Source organism: Rhodopseudomonas rhenobacensis, assembly GCF_014203125.1.
GTDB classification, from domain to species: domain Bacteria; phylum Pseudomonadota; class Alphaproteobacteria; order Rhizobiales; family Xanthobacteraceae; genus Rhodopseudomonas_A; species Rhodopseudomonas_A rhenobacensis.
Genome location: NZ_JACHIH010000033.1, coordinates 23,547 through 41,376, shown reverse-complemented (window position 1 = coordinate 41,376; position 17,830 = coordinate 23,547). Strand labels below are relative to the sequence as shown.

Here is a 17,830-nt window from a genome sequence, read left to right as displayed (position 1 = left end):
GCGGAGATGGATGCGGCGGAAGATCGGGAAATAACGTGTCGGGAATCGCCGCAGTCGTGGCTAAGCAACGCGGTGTAGGCCGCGCCGGTTCCCAGAGCCGCACCCCGCGCCGCGGCCGGAAGGTCTGTGGTCCGGCAGCAAAACACCGCGATTTCGCGCGTTCCCGGCCGCGTTCACTGCGACCGGGCGCGCGCCGTAGACCTTCGATTTACCAAGGCGGCAAAATTTCGAGGAGAGCGGGGGTGGGGGCCGTGGCGCGCCGACGATCGGCGCCGCGTCGGCGCCACGCGGGCAGCGCAGCCCGCAGGGCGCGGGCTTCGGTCCGACCATGTCCTGCGCCAGGCTGCGCAGGTTCGGGCCGGCTGCAAGTCCGGGGCGCTCGAGCATGCGCGCCCCGGGATGAGAGCCATCGGCTCTGCGTCTCCGACCAACGGAAACGCGCGCCTTGGCGGGTGTTACGCCGCGATGCTCGGCAGGCCGGCCAGCGACTGCGCCAGTGCGGCCTCGTCGTAGTCGAGGTCGACCAGCTTGCCTTCGAAGAAGTTGATATAGGCCTGCATGTCGAAATGGCCGTGGCCGGACAGGTTGAAGACGATGGTCTCGGCCTTGCCCTCGGCCTTGCAGCGCAACGCCTCGTCGATCGCGCAGCGCACCGCGTGGGTGGATTCCGGCGCCGGCACGATGCCTTCGCAACGGGCGAACTGTACCCCGGCCTCGAAGCAGCCGCGCTGCTGATAGGACCGCGCCTCGATCAGCCCGAGCTCATAGGCGTGCGACACCATCGCGCCCATGCCGTGATAGCGCAGCCCGCCGGCGTGGAAGCCCGGCGGCATGAAGGTCGAGCCCAGCGTGTGCATCTTCATCAGCGGCGTCAGATGCGCGGTGTCGCCGAAATCATAGGCGTATTTGCCGCGGGTCAGCGTCGGGCAGGCCGCCGGCTCCACCGCGATGAAACGGCGCGAACGGCCGCCGCGCAGCTGCAGGCCGAGATAGGGGAAGCAAAGCCCGGCGAAGTTCGAGCCGCCGCCGGCGCAGCCGATCACCACGTCGGGATCGTCGTTGGCGAGTTCGAACTGCCGGATGGTCTCTTCGCCGATGATGGTCTGGTGCAGCATCACATGGTTGAGCACCGAGCCGAGCGCATACTTCACCGCCGGATCCTTGGCGGCGATTTCGACCGCTTCGGAAATCGCCATGCCGAGCGAGCCCGGGCTGTTGGGATCCTTGGCCAGCACGGCGCGACCGGCTTCGGTCTCGTTGGAGGGCGACGCGACGCAGCGCGCGCCGTAGGTCTCCATCAAGGCGCGGCGATACGGCTTCTGGTCGTACGACACCCGGACCTGGAACACCGTGACGTCGATGCCGAACAGCGAGCCGGCGAACGCCAGCGACGAGCCCCATTGCCCGGCGCCGGTTTCGGTCGACAGCCGCTTGATGCCGGCTTCTTTGTTGTACCAGGCCTGCGGCACCGCGGTGTTCGGCTTGTGCGAGCCGGCCGGCGAGACGCCTTCATATTTGAAATAGATCTTGGCCGGGGTATCGAGCAGCTTCTCCAGCCGCCGCGCACGGATCAGCGGCGCCGGCCGCCACATCCGGAACACGTCGCGTACCGGCTCGGGAATTTCGATGTAGCGTTCGGTGGAGACTTCCTGAAGGATCAGATCCATCGGAAACAGCGGCTCGAGGTCCGACGGACCGATCGGCTGATGCGTGCCGGGATGCAGCACCGCCGGCATCGGCTTGGGAAAATCTGCGTTCAGATTGTACCAAGCCTTTGGAATCTGCGCTTCGTCGAGCACGTATTTGACTTGGTCGCTCATGCAACTCTCCCCTGTGTGGATTCCGGAAGAGGTGCTTTGCGGAACGCCTCGATCACCTCAACTGCCTGTCTCGCAGCGCCGCGGACCATAGGAGCGCTGCGCCGACACCTGCCTTGACCAAGATCAATTCTGCTCGATTTGTAGTCAAGGGCAGAATGACGGTTCTTTATGCAGCGGCGATGCAGTCGATATTCGCTTATGGCGCCTGCGATGCCGCGATGCGCGGGACTTCGGCGAGTTCGCGAATCCGCACCTGCGGCAGGAAGCTCGCGATGTCCTGCGGCCGCGCCAGCTCGGTGCCGGGATTGACCAGCGCGGCGGTGCCCGCCGCGATGCCGAAGCGCAGCGCGGTGGCGAGCTCGGGGTCGCGCTGCAGGCTCCACAGCATCGCCGCCAGGAAGCTGTCGCCGGCGCCCGACACGGTGGCGGCCTCGACCGCGAGACCCTCGGCGCGCAGCGCGCGGTCGCGGGTGATCAGCAGCGCGCCGTTCGGCCCCATGCTGAGCGCCACCATCTCGACCAGGCCGCGGTCGATCAGGTCGCGCGCGGCGTCGATCAGCGTGGCGTCGTCGTCGCAGTTCAAGCCGGTCAGATTCCAGAATTCGCTGAGGCTCGGCTTGATCAGGAACAGGCCGTTCTGCAGCGCCGCCTTCAGCGGCTGCCGCGAGGTGTCGACCACGACCCTGGCGCCGATCGCGGCGCCGGCCTGCACGATGCGGCCGAAGAAATCCTCCGGGGCGCCCGGCGGCACGCTGCCGCTGGCGATGATGTAGGACGGCGGCCCCACCAATGCGGCTTGAATCAATTGCGTCCACTCGGGATCGGTGAGCGGCGAGCCCGGCATCATGAAGCGGAATTGCTGCTTTGTGCTCTCTTCGAACACCGTGAAATCTTCCCGGGTCTCCGCCGCTACCGCCACGGTGATGCCGTTGATGGCTTCGCGGTCGAGCAGCTCGCGCAACAATTCGCCGGTGGCGCCGCCGCTGGGATAGACCGCGCGGACCTCGCCGCCGAGCCGGTGGATGACGCGCGCGACGTTGATGCCGCCGCCGCCGGGGTGGCGCTGCAGCGGTGCGCAACGCAGCTTGGAAAACGCGGTGATCTTGCCGACCGAGGTCGAGGCGTCGATGGCGGGGCTGGGCGTGACGGTGATGATCTGGGGCAAACCGAATGTCCGGGTCTGGGCGCGGGAGCGCGTGAAGCGGCGCCGCCGTGGCAGCGGTGATCCATTGTCGTTGAATGATATGACTACGCAATCTGCGATAGATGCGAAAGACGTCGGCGCTGTGACGCGTCGCCGCTTGTGACGGCGATATCTGTGCGAAGCTGATGCTCCGCGAATTGCTGCGGCGATCCGTGCTGGTTAGACTCCGCGATCGACAGGACTGAATTGGAGAGCGGTGTGGCCGACCAAACATCTTCGCGACAGCAACGACAGGGCGCGTCGGGACCGCGCGGCAAGCCGGGCCCGCAGGGGCCGCGAGGCCCGGCCGGCGAGCCCGGCCGCCCCGGCCTGCACGGCAATCCCGGTCGCCCCGGCGCCGAAGGACCGCGCGGCAAAGCCGGTCCCGCCGGTCCGCAGGGCAAACGCGGCGCGCCAGGGCCGCAAGGCAAGCCGGGCGTGCAAGGCAAAGCCGGCGTACAAGGCAAGCCGGGGCCGGACGGCAAGCCCGGTCCGCGCGGCGAGGCCGGTCCGCGCGGCGAAGCGGGGCCGCAGGGAGTGCCCGGTCCGGCCGGTGCGCCCGGACCGCGCGGCGAGCCGGGACCCGCCGGCGCGCTGCCGTCGATCGATCAGGTGATGCCGTGGCTGCAACTGGTGTTCGAGGCCTGGGAGAACTTCAAAGAGCAACGCGAGCAGCAGGCCCGCGAGCGCGAACTGCAGGAGCAGCAGCAACGCGAACAGGCTCAGCGCGAACAGGAGCTGCGTGAGCAGCAGCAGCGCGAGCTGGAAGCCGCGCAACTGGCCGCGCAGGCGGATACGGCGGACGAGGACGAGCCGAAGAAGAAGCAGAAGCACAAGAAGCACAAGAAATAGCGGCCGGACTAGGCGCAGAAACCGGGCGATGCCGCTGCCGGCGCGACGAGCGTATCGCGAACGGCTTTGCTGCGGCTGTCGAGCGAGTTGTCGCGACGTCGCCGCGGTCAGGACACCTCGCGCCGGTCGTACTCAGCGTCATGCTCGAGCGAGCGATCGGCGACTTCCATCGCCGCCATGCGGATCAGCAGCACCGCGTGCTCGAGCTGCAAGGCTTTGGCCTGTTCAACGCATTCGTCCAGCTTGTCGGACAGCCACGCAAATTCTTCTGGGATCGGCATATCAGCCTCACTCTCTCCTGGGATTAGGCGCCGGTTCGGGATGGTCGGTCAGCCGGCGCGACGGCTGTGGCCCGCGGCGGCTCACGCGACGACGGCCTTGCAGAATCCCGCCATCCCGCGCCGCAGGCCATGGCCAGAAATGACCATTGACCCCCGTGACTTGTGCTGTTTGTTAGGCGAGCTTTCGCTGCAACGCCTCCGCAGGTTGCGCCGCGCGCTCCAGCACCGGCCCGGTGATGCCCGCGGTGCGGCGGATCCGCTCGAGCGAATCTTCGCCGATCTCGAACATCACCGCGATCAGCGTCTCGCCCTCCACCTCGCGCGGCAGCCCCAACGGGTGCACCCGAAACCCGGCGTCCTGCACCACCGACATCCGGAACGAGCGGATCACCGCGGTGACCGCGGAGAGCCCCTGTTGCAGGCCGTATTCCTGCAGCCCGGTGAGCAGTTCGTAATAGGTGCCGCCGCCGCGCTTGTCGCGCGACACCGAAATTCGCGTCATCTCCAGCAAGTCGCTGCGTTGCGGCACCGGCCCGTCCACCAGATAGGAAAACACCTCGCTGATCATGTGCGGCGCCTGGGTCGGATACAGCCGGAAGCAGCCGACCACGCGCTCGTCGTCGAGCGCGACCACGTAGATGGTCTTCTCGTTGTCGTACTGATCGACCTCGTAGCGGCCGTCCTGCTCGAAGGCGGTCCAGCCGCGCTCCTTGACGAAGATCTCGTGACGGAAGCGGAATTGGCGTTCCAAGGTTTCGCGGTAGCGGAGTTGATTGGCCTGGTCGATCACCCGGATCATGATGCGCTCCTGCTGTTGCCAGCAGAAGCAGGGCACGGCGGCGAGGTGCCGAACTATTCAGACGACTGGGTATTGACTCGCTAAAGATCGATCTCCCCGCGGCGGATCGATTCCACCACCGCCTGGGTCTTGGTGCAGGCGTCGAGCTTGCGCATCGCCGAGGCCATGTGTTTGTTCACGGTGTCGGTCGAGATCGCCAGAATATGCGCGGTGTCCCACGCGGTCTTGCCGACCGCGGCCCAGGTGACCACCTCGCGTTCGCGCGGTGACAGCCGGGTCCGTTGGCGCGCGGTGGCCTCGCGCATCGTCATCAACTGATTCATCGCGTAGATCGCGATCAGCTCCATCGCCGAGGCCGCCGCCGGACTGGCGTCGATGTCGGGTCCGCCGAACGAGATCGCGGCCTCGTAGCCGCGCATGCCGAAGATCGGCACGCAGATGCCGCGCCGCATGCCGTAGTCGTGGGCGGCGCAGTCCATCAGCGTCGCGGTGGTCTTGTCGGACTTGTCCCACGGCGCGTCGGACCAGGAGAACGTCCGGGTCTGCTGCCGCGCATGCGCGGCGATCGGATCGTGCTTGTGGTAGTTGTCGTGCAGATATTGCCCGAACCAGGCTTCCGGCCAATGCCGCAGCAGCACCAGCTTGTCGAAGTCGTTGCGCGCCAGCTTGGGCGCCGCGGCGATCACGAAGGACTGGTAGCCATAGGCCGCGGCGGCGTCGCGAACCGCATCGAGCAGCGCCTGCGGCGTGGTCGTGGTTCGAAAACGCTCGATCGAAGCGAGAGCCCGGTCAAAATGCCTGAACTCCGAACCGGACATTCGCGTTTCCTCGTACCGCCGAACGAGATGCACGCAACTATTACACACCGCAACGGGGCCGACAACGGCGCACAGTGACGCGGCGAGTTAGAGGCGGTCGAGTTCGCCCCGGCGCTGGATTGCGCGCCGGGGCGAACGGAATCAGGCGAAGCCGTGCTTCTTCTTGCTATCCAGTTCCTGCGCCTTGAACTGATTGAAGCGCGGCAGGAACTTGTCCCAATCGATGATGTGGGCGTCGAGCTCGGGACCGTCGATGCAGGCGTGCTTGCGGACCATCTTACCGTCGATGGTCACCGGCACCATGCAGGCGCCGCACATCCCCGTCGCGTCGACCATGATCGAGTTGAGGCTCGCCACGGTCTTGACGCCATACGGCTTGGTGAGGTCGCTGATCGCCCGCATCATCAACGGCGGTCCGATCGCGATCACTTCGGCGATCGTGCGGCCCTTGCCCTGCTGATTGGCCTTCAGCATCTCCTCGAGCGGTCCGGAGACGAAGCCCTTGACGCCGAAGCTGCCGTCATTGGTGGTGTAGATCACCTCGAGCTGATCGCCGAATTCGGCCTGCAATTTGCCGACCCGTTCCTGCTCGCCGGTCCAGAACAGGAAGTCCTTGGCGCGGAAGCCGGAGATCAGCGTGACGTGATTGCCGAGCCTCAAGTGCGCGCGCATGATCGGATAGACCGGCGGCAGCCCGACGCCGCCCGCGGTGAACACCACGGTCTGGTTGCCCTCGTAGCGATGCAGCTCCGAGGCGCGGCCGAGCGGCCCCGCGATGCCTGAGAACGCATCGCCGATCGCCATCCGGTTGATCTCCAGCGACGAGGTGCCCATGCCCTGCACCACCAGATCGATGGTGCCGGCCTCGACATCCCAATCCGCCAGCGTCAGCGGAATCAGTTCGCCCTTGTCCCACGGCAGCACCCGGACGAATTGTCCGGCCTGCGCCGCCTTCGCCACCATCGGCGCCCGCACCACGAATTCGACGATGCCGCCGGCTAGCTCGATCTTGTCGACGATGGTCGGCTTCAATTGCCCGAGTTCGGTGTAGCGCGCCGCATTGGCCACCATGGTGGTGATTTCGGCGGCGGAGAACGGAATCTCGCCGACGATTTCCTTCGCCGCGGCCTGGCCGTCGCCGGCGGCGCGGATCGCGGTGGAGCCGCCGCGCGCGGCGTCGCCGCCGCAATAGACGTCGCTGATCGAGGTGCGCTGCGAACCGCGCTCGACCTCGATGGTGCCCCATTTGTTGGTCTTCAGCTCGGGCTCGGCGTCCTTCATGATCGGGTTGGCGGTGTTGCCGAGCGCCATGATGACGAGATCGACCGGCATCCGCTCGACCTGTCCGGTCGGCTTCGGGCTGCGCCGGCCGCTCTTATCGGGCTCGCCGAGTTCGTTGACGTCGAGCACCGCGTGGGTGACGAAATTGGTCTTGCCGTCGCCGATGAATTCGCTCGGGCCGCGCAGCACCGCGAGGTGGATGCCTTCTTCCAGCGCGTGATGCAGCTCCTCGACGCGCGCCGGCATTTCCTTCTGGGTGCGGCGATAGACGATGGTGACGTTGCCGCCGAGGCGCTTCGCGGTACGCGCGGCGTCCATCGCGGTATTGCCGCCGCCGATCACGAACACCTCTTTGCCCCTCACTTCCGGCAACGGCGTCTCGTAGCGGTCATCCAGCCCGCGCATCAGGTTGACGCGGGTGAGAAACTCGTTGGCCGACATCACGCCGAGCAGATGCTCGCCGGGCACGTTCATGAAGGTCGGCAGACCGGCGCCGGTGCCGAGAAACACTTTCCAGAACCCGGCAGCCTTGAGGTCTTCCAGCGTCGCGGTCTTGCCGACCACGAAGTTGCGCACGAAACGGCCGCCGAGCAGCGTGATCTTTTCCACCACGTCGTCGATCAGCGAATTCGGCAATCTGAACTCGGGAATGCCGTAGCGCAGCACGCCGCCGAGGTCGTGGAACGCCTCGAACACCGTGACCGGGAAGCCTTCCGCGGCGAGCAAGTACGCGTTGATCAGGCCGGCCGGGCCGGAGCCGACCACCGCGATCGGCGGCTTGGTGGCCGCCGCCCACGGGCTCACCGTGCCTTCGAAGCGCTTGTTGGCGTCCGGGTTCACCAGCTTGTCGTGCTGCGGCAGGTACCATTCGAGCTGGCCGATCTCGATCGGCCGCTTGGTGTGGGTGCAGACGCCCTGGCACTGCAGTTCCTGCGGACAGACCCGCCCCGTCACGTTGGGCAGCGGGTTGCAGCTTTCGATCAGTTCCAGCGCCTCGCGGTGCCGCCCGGTGCCGAGCAGGTCCAGCATTTCCGGAATGTGGATCTTGACCGGGCAGCCGCCCTTCGGCTCGCTCTTGCCGGCGATCAACAGGCCGATTTCGCACGGCTTGTCGTCGCACTGCTTGTCGCGCAGCACTTCCAGCCAGACGAACAATTCGACTTCGCGAACGCTGTAACCAAGGCTGGTGTAGCCGAGATAGCCCTGGTTCACGAGGTCGAAGTCGAACATCCGCTCTTCCGCCGGGCGGATATAGGGCGGAATGAAGTTCTCGCCGGGCCAGCCTTCCGACAGCCCGCGGAACATCGGGTAGCTGTCCGACAAATGGCTGTCGATCGCCTTGATGAACTTGCGCTTGAACTTCAACGGCAGCGCCCAGATGAAGCGCTGCAGGATCGTGCTCATGTCGTCGCCGCGCTTCAACAGGTCCCACAGCGTCACGGTGAAACCGAGCCCCAGCGCCGGCTGCTGGAATTCCCAGACGATCGCCTGCGTCCCGTCGTTGATGAACATCTCGCGCAGCGACGCCGGGTCGTTCAGCAGCCGCTTCTGCAACAGAGCGATCTGCTTCTGGAACACGCTGACCGCTTCGCTGTGCTGCAGCTCTTCGAGCTCGCTGCGGGTGGTTTCGAGCGTGCTGCGCGCCTGTTCGTAGCGCAGCAGCTCGTTGGGGACCGCGCCGGTGATGCCGCTCATCGGATGATCTCCGCGTCGCAGTTCGCCGCCGCCCGGCTCAGCTTGGCCGACAGTTCAGGCGTGACCTTGAGCTTGGCGAACACGCCCGGGATCACATGGGCGACGTCCTTGGTGACGCCGTCGACCACGATCTTGGTCGGCTCGAACACCTCGCCGACGTCCTGATAGCAGCTCTTGCAGTTGGTGCACTTCGATAGATCATCGTCCGAGATGGTGATCGGCACGTTGCCGCTGCTGATCGGCGCCTTGGCGCCGTTGGTGGCAGGCGTCGCGGCGACCGGAGCCAGCCCGGCCATCAGACCGGCGAAGCCGGAGGCGGCCGGCGCGTTCGAGGATGCGGCGAGTTCGCTCATGCCGCGGGCGATCGAATCCAGCGAGGTCTCCCGCGCCTTCACCGAGTCCTCGTATTGCCGCAGCAGCGCGTCGAGTTCGACGCGGTGGTTGTCGTCGATCTGGCGGACGTCGAGGCCGCTGAGGAATTGCAGCGTGCGCCAATATTTGCGCCGCTCCTCGACGAGCTTGATCACCGCGGCACCGACCGACAGCTTGATCAGCCGCTTGTCGGCGTCGGTGGCAAAGATGAACGGCGTCTTGCCGACGCGCTGATCGGGGCTCAGCGCCACATAGTCCTGCACCACGACGCCGTCGGCGTCCGCGGCGAGCTTCTTGAACTGCTTCTTGAAGCGCACCTCGGTGAAGGCGAAGTCGGCCGGCGTCACCGCGGTCTTCAGCAACTGGGTGGCGCCGTTGCCGTCGACATACTCGATCGACTGCGTCGCCCAATCCTGATCGGGCTCCGGGTTGCCGTCGAGCGAGAACGCGCTGTGCAGGTTCGAGCCGCGCCGCGGGTCATGCACGAACACCGGGTTCATCCGACTTTCCACCGCCTTGCGGGCCTGGCGGTTGGCGACCGCGTCGCCGATGCCGTGCTCGGCCTGGCACGGCGTGTAGACGTCGAGCACCGCCGGCGAGTCGTTGTAGTTGAGATATTCCAGCACGTTCTTCAGGAAGTGGCCCTGCAGCGCGGTCGAGGTCTGCACCACGAACACGCTGGGATGGAACGAGGCGATCAGGCCGAGCTCCTTGCGGGATTCCTGCTTGCCGGTGTTGGCGACGCCGAACCGCGACAGGTCGGAGTCCTGGCCGGTGAGGCTCGCCGTCGAGGTCTGTCCGCCGGTGTTGGAATAGGCGCCGGTGTTCAGCACCACCACCTTGATCGGCGTCGAGGTCGACAACAGCCGCGACAGCGCGCCGAAGCCGATGTCGTAGGTGGCGCCGTCGCCGCCCATGCTGAGCACTGTCGGCAGCAGCGCGCGTTCTTCGGGCGAGAACTGCGCCCAGCCGAAGTAGCGGAACTGATTGTCGTGCTTGGCCGGATTGTAGGCATCCTGCAATTCCAGTTTGGCAACGCGGAGCGCGGCGAAATCTTCCGAGGCGGTGGCGGTGAGGCCTTCGAAAATGCCCTTGGCGACCGCGGGCGTATCCTGGAACAGGCTGTTGACCCACGGATCGGTGTAGGGGTTGAAGGGGAAGGTCGAGGCATAGACGCTCGAACATCCGGTGGCGTTGGCTATCACCATGCCGGCCGGGCCGTTGCCGGTCGGGCCGCTCTCATAGAGATAGAGCCGCTTTTCCAGCGTCTTCAGCGTGCGGTCGAGCCGTTCGACGCGGGCCGCGTCGTCGCCCTTGGCCGCAACCGCGTCGCGCTTGGCGGCGAGCTGATTGATCAGCGCTTCCAGTTCGCGGGTGTGCTCCTTGCGGCGCTTGTCGTGCAGCGCGTGGTTGGTCGCGGTGACCAGACGGATCGCCGTGACCTCGCCGCAGCCGCGGCAGGCGCCGTGGCCGCCGGTGGTGGCGTAGTAATTGGCGCGGTCGAGGATCAGCCGCTTGGCCTCGCCGCCGGTCTGGGTGGCGCCGTCGACGAAGCGCGCCGGGGTGTTCGGGGTGCGGCTGAAGAATTCGAACCGGGTCTGCAATTCCTCGAGCAGCGGCTCGTCCTGTTCGCGGTCGACCAGCGCGCCGGGGCCGCAGACGTCGACGCATTCCAGGCAGCCGGTGCACTTCCACGGATCGACCGACACCGAATACAGCCCGCCGGAGCCCGGCTGCGCCTTCTCCATGGCGTCGAAATACGGCCGGGTCCGCGCCACCGGATAGACCTCGAGGGCAGCTGCGAGCTTGCCGAGGTTTCGCTTCAAGGTGGCGTTGTCGATATCGAGCGCGGCCGCGGCCTGCGCCACGATCTGGTGGAACGGAGTGTTCTCCTTGCTGGTGCGATAGATCTCGCGCACCGCTTCGCTGAGGTCGCGGACCTGCGCGGTGAGCGCGTCGCGCTGCGCCGGCGCGATGTCGAGCTGCTTGATCGCGGTGGCAATCAGCTCGTGGATGTCGTGCACGGTGTTGGGGATCGCGGCGTCCGGGCAGACCAGCGCGCATTCCAGACAGCCGGTGCATTGGTCCGGGTTGAACTGCGGCACGTTGCGGCGGAACAGGCCCTTGTCCTTCATCGCCGCGGAGCCCGCCGGCATGAACATGCCCATGCCCGGCAGCACCGGCGCATCCGCGATGGTGCCGTCGCGGAACGGCGCCCCCAGCACGTCGTCGTAATATTCCGGATCGAGGAAGCCCGAGGCCGAAGCCGGCCCTGCGGCCCGGCACATCGAGGCCGACAGCGAGGCGTCGCGCTTGGCCTTCGGCGCCGCGGCGATCGCGCTCTCGGCGAACTCCGGCGCGTCGTAGTCGACCTTGTGGGTGGCTTCGACACCTTCGCGGATCACCGCCATGTTGCCTTCGACCACCGCGCCGCCCTTGGCGCCGAACTTCTTGGAGATCTGCTGGCGGATCTTGGTCAGCATCGCTTCTTGCGAGGCATCGGCCACCACGCGATCGACGTTGCCGCACACCGCGCCGATGAAGGCGATGCCCATCATCCGGGTTTCCAGTTCGGCGGTCGGCGCGTGGCGCTTGGCCACCGCGAAGGCGTCGATCACGTAGAATTTTATCTTTTTGTCGCGGATGGTGGCGCGGACCTTGGCGGGCAGTTCACGCCAGACTTCGAGCGCCGTCAGGTTGGTCTGCAGGATGAAGGTGCCGCCTTCGACCAGCCCGCGCAGCGGGTTGGTGTGGATGAACACCTTGTGGTCCGGCGAGATCACGATCTCGACGTCTTCCAGTTCGGCGTTGGTGATCTTCACCGGCTCCGGCGACAGCGTGATGTAGTAGTTGGTCGGCGCGCCGCTCTTTTCCGAGCCGTATTTCGGCGCCGACTTCGAATGCATGTCGAGCGCGCCGGCGAGAATGTCGGTGAGGAGCTTACCCGACGCGATGGTGCCGTAGCCGCCGATCGAGTGGAAGCGGATGCGGAACGCCTGCGGCGGCAGCAGGTTCGGGTTTTGCCCGGTCTGCAGCGCCATGAATTCGGTTTCCGGATAGGCCGCCTTCAGCCGATCCTGCAGCGCGGTCATCCGCGGCGACGCGTCCTTGGTGAAGAACTGCGTGCCGAGATAGACGAACGGCGCGGAGTCCTTCTTCTCCATGTTGGCGTAGCAGGCGATCATGTCGCGCGGCTGCAGATCGTGGCCGCCGAGCCCGAAGATCGCGGTGGTGAGCTTCGGCAGCTCTTTGATCGGCGGAATCCCGGCGTGGCGAACGCCGTCGGCGTTCTCGCGCGCCTTGCACAAAGCCTGCGTCACCAGGCTGGTCAGCGCGGTGACTTCGGAGCGCTCCAGCACGGTGACGGCCTTCTTGCCGGCCAGGGCTGCGACCAGGTCGCCTTCCGGGAACGGCTGCAGCAATTTGATCGACACCACGCCGACCTTCTTGCCTTTGCTGCGCAGATAGCTCGCCACCGCCTCGGCGTCGTCGGTCACCGAGCCGAGCCCGACCACCACATGGTCGGCGTCGTCGGCCATGAAGCTCATCACCGGCTTGTATTCGCGGCCGGTCAGCGCCGAATATTCGTCCATCGCCTGTTTGACGAAGTGCGGCACCGCGTTGGCGAAATGGGTGCGGTGATCGACCGCGCCGGCCTGGAAGTCGGGCTGGTTCTGCACGCCGCCGGTGAGGCCGGGATTGTCGATATCGACCAGTGCCGGCACCAATTGGCGGGTGCCCTTTTCGGGCGCGTTGACCCACTGCCGCTTCCACTGACCCTGCAGCTCTTCCGGCACCCATTGCTGCGTCGCTTCGACCAGCGCCGCTTCGTTGTCGGTTTCGATGGCGGAGGCATTGGCGTCGAGATGCGCGGTGAGCGCGTCGAGATCGGAGCCGATGAAATCCGCCTTGTGGCGGGCGAGGTACTGCTTCAGCTGGAACACCCGGCCCTTGGCGCCGAACAGCATTTCCTGCGCCACGGTCGGGCACTTGATGCGGCCGGCCGGGTCGCCGAGGAATTCGCGCAGCAATTCCGGCTCAGGCATCAAGGCTTCGCTGAGCATGTGCGAGGTGGCGAAACCGTCCATCGCGTTGGCGACCGGGATCAGCGAAGTGGCGCTGACTTTATAGGAGATCGCGGCGAGATCGGCGGCCTGCTGCGGGTTGGAGCCGAACAGGATGGTGTAGCCCGACGACAGCAGCGCATAGACGTCGTCATGGCCGGCCATCACGTTGAGCGAATGCTTCGACACCACGCGGGCGGCGACCTGCAGCACGAAGCCGCCGACCTTCTTGCCGACCGTCACGTAGTGCGATTCCAGGCCGTACAGGATGCCCTGGCTGGAGGAGGCGTTGGAGACGAACTTGCCGCCGGTGAGCGAGGCGCCGAGCGCGCCGGACTGCGCCGAATGCTCGCCTTCCGGTTCGAAGAAGAACGGGTGCTTGCCCCAGACGTTGCAGCCGCCGGAGGAGCGGAACGCCTCGTAAATCTCGGAAATTTCGGTCGAGGGGGTGATCGGATAGCCGATCACGCCGCCGCAGACATGGCCCATCACCTGGGCGACGGCGCCGTTACCGTGGATCACTGTCGAGATGCCGGGGAATTTTGCGTTCATTGCCGTCCGTCCATTGTTTTTATTGCCACCTGAATGAGCCGCGTTGGTCGTTTCGCAATTGCGAACGACGCTTCAGCCATGGTCGCGGCGATCAGCAGCAGCCTGGCGAAACGATCTCGAAATCCAGAATTGACTACCTATGAGCCATTCGACGCCACGGTCGCGCTCATGCCGACCGCAACCCGTCCCCTAGCACGGGGCAAATACCGTCGATTTGACGCGCATCAAATGACAGCCTCAGCGACGTTTTACGCAATAAAGTTTCGTGCGGGCAATATTCCGCAGTGCGGTACGCCAGCGGAGCACCGTTAGGCGATCGCACCGATCGCCGGCTGCGGCCAAACGACCATTTGCCGCGCCGCAGCACTCGTTATATAGACTGACTATATGACGACTTGCGCGGCCTGATGATGACGATAGAAGCGGCCATTACCCTGAAAAGCAAGGATGTTTCCGGCGTCGGCCGGGAGCGGATCCGGCTGTTGCAGGCGGTCGCCCGCGAGGGCAGCATCACCGCGGGGGCGAAAGCCGCTGGCCTGACCTACAAGGCCGCCTGGGACGCGCTCGACGCCATGACCAACCTGTTCGGCCAGCCGCTCTTGGAACGCCGCACCGGCGGCAAGGCCGGCGGCGGCGCGGTGCTGACGCCGACCGGGCTCCGGGTGATCGAGGCGTTCGGCCGGCTGGAGGCCGAAATGGCGCGGGTGCTGCGCGCGCTGGAGCCGGAGCTCGCCGGCAGCGGCATTTCTCCTCTCAACCTGGTTTCGGGATTCTTCATGAAGACCAGCGCCCGCAACGCGCTCCGCGGCACCATCACGGCGATCCGCGCCGATACGCTCAGCGCCGAGGTCGCCGTCGCGGTGGCCGACGGCACTCTTATTTATGCGCTGGTCACCAGCGAGAGCCTGCGCAGCCTCGGGCTGTGCGTCGGCCGCGACGCCATCGTGCTGATCAAGGCGCCGTTCGTGCTGATCGCGCCCGGCGCCGACGCGCCCAAGGTGTCGGCGCGCAATTGCGTGCACGGCAATGTGCGGCGCATCGACGTCTCCGGCGTCAACGCCGAAATCGTGCTCGACATCGGCGGCGACAAGACGCTCGCCGCCTCCATCACCGCCTCCAGCGCCGAGGCGCTCGGGCTTTCCCCCGGCGATCCCGCCTGCGCGCTGTTCGACGCAGCCCATGTGCTGATCGCCATCGACTAACCTGACAGGAGACCAGCCTTGAAAGTCATCACCAGCCTCAAGCTCGCGCTCGGCGTGGCACTCGCCTGCGTCGCAGGCTCCAGCGCCTTCGCGGCGCAGACCAATGTCGCGGTGGCCGCCAATTTCACCGACGCCGCCAAGGAAATCGCCGCGGTCTTCAAGGCCAAGACCGGCCACGAGGCGGTGTTGAGCTTCGGCGCCTCCGGCCAGTTCTACACCCAGATCACCCAGGACGCGCCGTTCCAGGTTTTCCTGTCGGCCGACAATGAGCGGCCGAAGAAGCTGGTCGACGACGGCCTCGGCGTTGCCGGCTCCAACTTCACCTATGCGGTCGGCAAGCTGGTGCTGTGGAGCAAGGCGCCGGGCGTGGTGAAGGGCGAGGAAACCTTGAAGCAGGCCTCGTTCGCCAAGATCTCGATCTGCAATCCGGTGGCGGCGCCCTATGGTGCGGCGGCGGTGGAGACCATGAAGGCGTTGAAGCTGTACGACACGCTGAAGCCGAAGCTGGTCGAAGGCGCCAACATCACCCAGGCCTATCAGTTCGTGCAGACCGGCAACGCCGAGGTCGGCTTCGTCGCGCTGTCGCAGGTGATCAACGACAAGGACGGCTCGCGCTGGATGGTGCCGCAGTCGCTGTATGCGCCGATCCTGCAGGACGCCGTGCTGCTGAAGAAGGGCGCCTCCAACGAAGCCGCCACCGCCTTCATCGCGTTCCTGAAGGGGCCGGAAGCCCGCGCCATCATCGAGAAATACGGCTACGAAGTCGGCAAGAGCAGCTAACACTGGATTTTTGATAAGCGTTCGAAACGGGGATGGTCCACCTCTCCCTTTGGGAGAGGTCGGATCGCTCTTGCGATCCGGGTGAGGGGTTACGGCTTATCGATAGACCGTACCCCCTCACCCCCCCTCTCCCCATGGGAGAGGGGGCGCGCAGTGCATATTGCAGTGCTGCGCGTCTGCTCAAATCACTTGTAGCTTCTCAAATCCGGATCGGTTGAGCGTCGCATGGGCGGGATATCCAACGAGATCTGGCAGCCGATCCGCCTCACCATCGAGCTCGCGGCGCTGACCACCGCGATCCTCTTGATCGTCGGCACGCCGATCGCCTGGTGGCTGGCGCGCTCCAAGGCCTCCTGGAAGGAAGCCGTCGCCGCGGTGGTGGCGCTGCCGCTGGTGCTGCCGCCGACCGTGCTGGGCTTCTATCTCCTCGTAGTGCTGGGACCCGACGGTCCGGGCGGCGCGCTGGCCGGGCTGTGGGGCGGGCGCACGCTGGCCTTCACCTTCGAGGGCCTGGTGTTCGGCTCGGTGATCTATTCGATGCCGTTCGTGGTGCAGCCGATCCGCAACGCCTTCGACGCGATCGGCGATCGGCCGCTGGAAGTCGCCGCCACCTTGCGCGCCTCGCCGACCCGCGCATTCTGGACCGTGGCGATTCCGTTGGCGCGGCCGGGCTTTCTCGCCGGCGCCGTGCTCGGCTTCGCCCACACCGTCGGCGAATTCGGCATCGTGCTGATGATCGGCGGCAACATCCCCGGCAAGACCAAGGTGCTGTCGGTGGCGATCTTCGATTTCGTCGAAACCTCGCAATGGCGCGAAGCCAATATTCTCGCTGCCGGCATGGCGGCGTTCGCCTTCGTGGTGATCCTCACCATGATGCTATTGGAAAAGCGCACCGCGCGGATCAACCGATGAGAGACGTGTCGCGCAACATCCACGCCGAATTCCGCGGCGTGCTCGGCCGCTTCACGCTCGACGCGTCCTTCACCGTGCCGGCCACCGGCATCACCGGGCTATTCGGCCCCTCCGGCTGCGGCAAGTCCACCGTGCTGCGCTGTATCGCCGGGCTGCAGCAGTTGCCCGGCAGCACGTTCTCGATCGACGGCGACGTCTGGCAGGACGGCCCGCTGTTTCGAAGGCCGCACCAGCGGCCGATCGGCTACGTGTTCCAGGAAGCCAGCCTGTTTGCCCACCTCTCGGTGCAGGCCAATCTATTGTACGGCGCGCCGCGCGATGCCGCGCATGCGCGTAGCAGCATCGAATTCGACGAGGTCGTCGAACTGCTCGGCCTTGCCGCGCTGCTGGAGCGATCGCCGCGGCATCTGTCCGGCGGCGAACGGCAGCGCGTCGCAATCGGCCGGGCGCTGTTGTCGCAGCCGAAACTGCTGCTGATGGACGAGCCGTTGTCGGCGCTCGACCGGCTGACCAAGGACGAGATCCTGCCGTTCCTGGAGCGGCTGCACGCGCGGCTGTCGCTGCCGGTGATCTATGTCAGCCACGACATGGCGGAGATCGAACGGCTCGCCGATCATCTGGTTCTGATGCGCGCCGGCAAGGTGCTCGCCGCGGGTCCACTCACCACGCTGCAGAGCGATCCTTCGCTGCCGCTCGCCGCCAGCCGCGACGCCGCGGTGAATTTCGAAGGCACGGTCGAGAGCTATGACCCGAGCTACAGCCTGCTGACGCTGCGGATCGACGGCGGCCGGCTGCTGGTGCCGTCGCCGCCCGCCGCGAGCGGCGAGCGCCGCCGGCTGCGTATCGCCGCCGGCGACGTCAGCCTCGCCCGCGAGCATCCGCACAACACCAGCATCCTCAACGTGCTGCCGGCCCGCATCGTGTCGCGCACCGCGCTCGGCGCCAGCGAAATCCTGGTGGTGTTGGCGCTCGGCGAAGACGGTGCCGGCGCCAAGCTGCTGGCGCGGGTGACGCGGCGCTCCTGGGATCACCTGCAACTCGCCGAAGGCCTCGACGTGATCGCTCAGGTCAAGGGCGTCGCGCTGGCCCCCGGCCGCAACGCCGGCATGCATGCCTCGTCGCCTGGGCTGCGCGGGCGCTGAGAGGCTTTTCGCGTGAGATCGATGCGCTTGGCAGTTGTCATTCCGGGACGCGAGCAGCGAAGCTGCGAGCGAACCCG

12 protein-coding genes are annotated in these 17,830 nt (G+C 66.3%); 5 read left to right on the top strand and 7 right to left on the bottom strand.

Annotated elements, in window-relative coordinates:
* Window positions 1-455: 455 nt before the first annotated feature.
* Both HNR60_RS20075 and HNR60_RS20070 read right to left on the bottom strand, forming a co-directional pair.
* On the bottom strand, window positions 456-1,820 hold the full coding sequence (locus HNR60_RS20075; protein WP_184261361.1) for a TrpB-like pyridoxal phosphate-dependent enzyme: 1,365 nt from the start codon (window positions 1,818-1,820) through the stop codon (window positions 456-458).
* Window positions 1,821-2,016: 196 nt separating this feature from the next.
* Window positions 2,017-2,985: a 1-phosphofructokinase gene (locus tag HNR60_RS20070; RefSeq protein ID WP_184261359.1), complete on the bottom strand. Its 969-nt coding sequence runs from the start codon at window positions 2,983-2,985 to the stop codon at window positions 2,017-2,019.
* 237 nt (window positions 2,986-3,222) lie between these two features.
* Here HNR60_RS20070 and HNR60_RS20065 point away from each other — a divergent pair, with 237 nt between their 5' ends.
* Window positions 3,223-3,855: a collagen-like domain-containing protein gene (locus HNR60_RS20065; protein ID WP_184261357.1), complete on the top strand. Its 633-nt coding sequence runs from the start codon at window positions 3,223-3,225 to the stop codon at window positions 3,853-3,855.
* A 107-nt stretch (window positions 3,856-3,962) separates the two neighbouring features.
* On the opposite strand, the gene HNR60_RS20060 is transcribed toward HNR60_RS20065, so the two are convergent.
* The 5 genes from HNR60_RS20060 to HNR60_RS20040 all read right to left on the bottom strand — a co-directional run bounded on the left by HNR60_RS20060 (window position 3,963) and on the right by HNR60_RS20040 (window position 13,717).
* Window positions 3,963-4,136: a hypothetical protein gene (locus tag HNR60_RS20060; protein WP_184261355.1), complete on the bottom strand. Its 174-nt coding sequence runs from the start codon at window positions 4,134-4,136 to the stop codon at window positions 3,963-3,965.
* 172 nt (window positions 4,137-4,308) lie between these two features.
* Window positions 4,309-4,935 (bottom strand): acyl-homoserine-lactone synthase, encoded by a 627-nt coding sequence (locus tag HNR60_RS20055; protein WP_184261353.1) that lies wholly within the window; start codon window positions 4,933-4,935, stop codon window positions 4,309-4,311.
* A gap of 80 nt (window positions 4,936-5,015) precedes the next feature.
* The gene (locus HNR60_RS20050; protein ID WP_184261351.1) at window positions 5,016-5,753 is read right to left on the bottom strand and encodes a helix-turn-helix transcriptional regulator; all 738 of its coding nucleotides are present in this window, start codon (window positions 5,751-5,753) and stop codon (window positions 5,016-5,018) included.
* Between the two features lie 141 nt (window positions 5,754-5,894).
* Window positions 5,895-8,729: a sulfide/dihydroorotate dehydrogenase-like FAD/NAD-binding protein gene (locus HNR60_RS20045; protein ID WP_184261349.1), complete on the bottom strand. Its 2,835-nt coding sequence runs from the start codon at window positions 8,727-8,729 to the stop codon at window positions 5,895-5,897.
* Window positions 8,726-13,717, bottom strand: a complete 4,992-nt coding sequence (locus HNR60_RS20040) for a 2-oxoacid:acceptor oxidoreductase family protein (RefSeq protein ID WP_184261347.1) — start codon at window positions 13,715-13,717, stop codon at window positions 8,726-8,728. The genes HNR60_RS20045 and HNR60_RS20040 overlap by 4 nt, the downstream gene beginning before the upstream one ends.
* A gap of 410 nt (window positions 13,718-14,127) precedes the next feature.
* On the opposite strand from HNR60_RS20040, the gene HNR60_RS20035 reads away from it, so the two are divergent.
* The 4 genes from HNR60_RS20035 to modC all read left to right on the top strand — a co-directional run bounded on the left by HNR60_RS20035 (window position 14,128) and on the right by modC (window position 17,753).
* Window positions 14,128-14,919 (top strand): TOBE domain-containing protein, encoded by a 792-nt coding sequence (locus HNR60_RS20035; RefSeq protein ID WP_184261404.1) that lies wholly within the window; start codon window positions 14,128-14,130, stop codon window positions 14,917-14,919.
* An 18-nt stretch (window positions 14,920-14,937) separates the two neighbouring features.
* On the top strand, window positions 14,938-15,699 hold the full coding sequence (gene modA / locus HNR60_RS20030; protein WP_184261345.1) for a molybdate ABC transporter substrate-binding protein: 762 nt from the start codon (window positions 14,938-14,940) through the stop codon (window positions 15,697-15,699).
* 225 nt (window positions 15,700-15,924) lie between these two features.
* The gene (gene modB / locus HNR60_RS20025) at window positions 15,925-16,611 is read left to right on the top strand and encodes a molybdate ABC transporter permease subunit (RefSeq protein ID WP_184261343.1); all 687 of its coding nucleotides are present in this window, start codon (window positions 15,925-15,927) and stop codon (window positions 16,609-16,611) included.
* Window positions 16,608-17,753 carry a molybdenum ABC transporter ATP-binding protein gene (gene modC / locus HNR60_RS20020; RefSeq protein WP_184261332.1) on the top strand — a complete coding sequence of 382 codons (1,146 nt, stop codon included), beginning with the start codon at window positions 16,608-16,610 and terminating at the stop codon, window positions 17,751-17,753. Before modB ends, modC begins: the two co-directional genes overlap by 4 nt.
* Window positions 17,754-17,830: the final 77 nt, after the last annotated feature.

Coding starts and splice junctions, on each gene's coding strand:
- HNR60_RS20075 (WP_184261361.1), bottom strand. CDS start 1,820: ATGAGCGACCAAGTCAAATACGTGCTCGACGAAGCGCAGATTCCAAAG.
- HNR60_RS20060 (WP_184261355.1), bottom strand. CDS start 4,136: ATGCCGATCCCAGAAGAATTTGCGTGGCTGTCCGACAAGCTGGACGAA.
- HNR60_RS20055 (WP_184261353.1), bottom strand. CDS start 4,935: ATGATCCGGGTGATCGACCAGGCCAATCAACTCCGCTACCGCGAAACC.
- HNR60_RS20050 (WP_184261351.1), bottom strand. CDS start 5,753: ATGTCCGGTTCGGAGTTCAGGCATTTTGACCGGGCTCTCGCTTCGATC.
- HNR60_RS20045 (WP_184261349.1), bottom strand. CDS start 8,729: ATGAGCGGCATCACCGGCGCGGTCCCCAACGAGCTGCTGCGCTACGAA.
- HNR60_RS20040 (WP_184261347.1), bottom strand. CDS start 13,717: ATGAACGCAAAATTCCCCGGCATCTCGACAGTGATCCACGGTAACGGC.
- HNR60_RS20035 (WP_184261404.1), top strand. CDS start 14,128: ATGACGATAGAAGCGGCCATTACCCTGAAAAGCAAGGATGTTTCCGGC.
- modB (WP_184261343.1), top strand. CDS start 15,925: ATGGGCGGGATATCCAACGAGATCTGGCAGCCGATCCGCCTCACCATC.
- modC (WP_184261332.1), top strand. CDS start 16,608: ATGAGAGACGTGTCGCGCAACATCCACGCCGAATTCCGCGGCGTGCTC.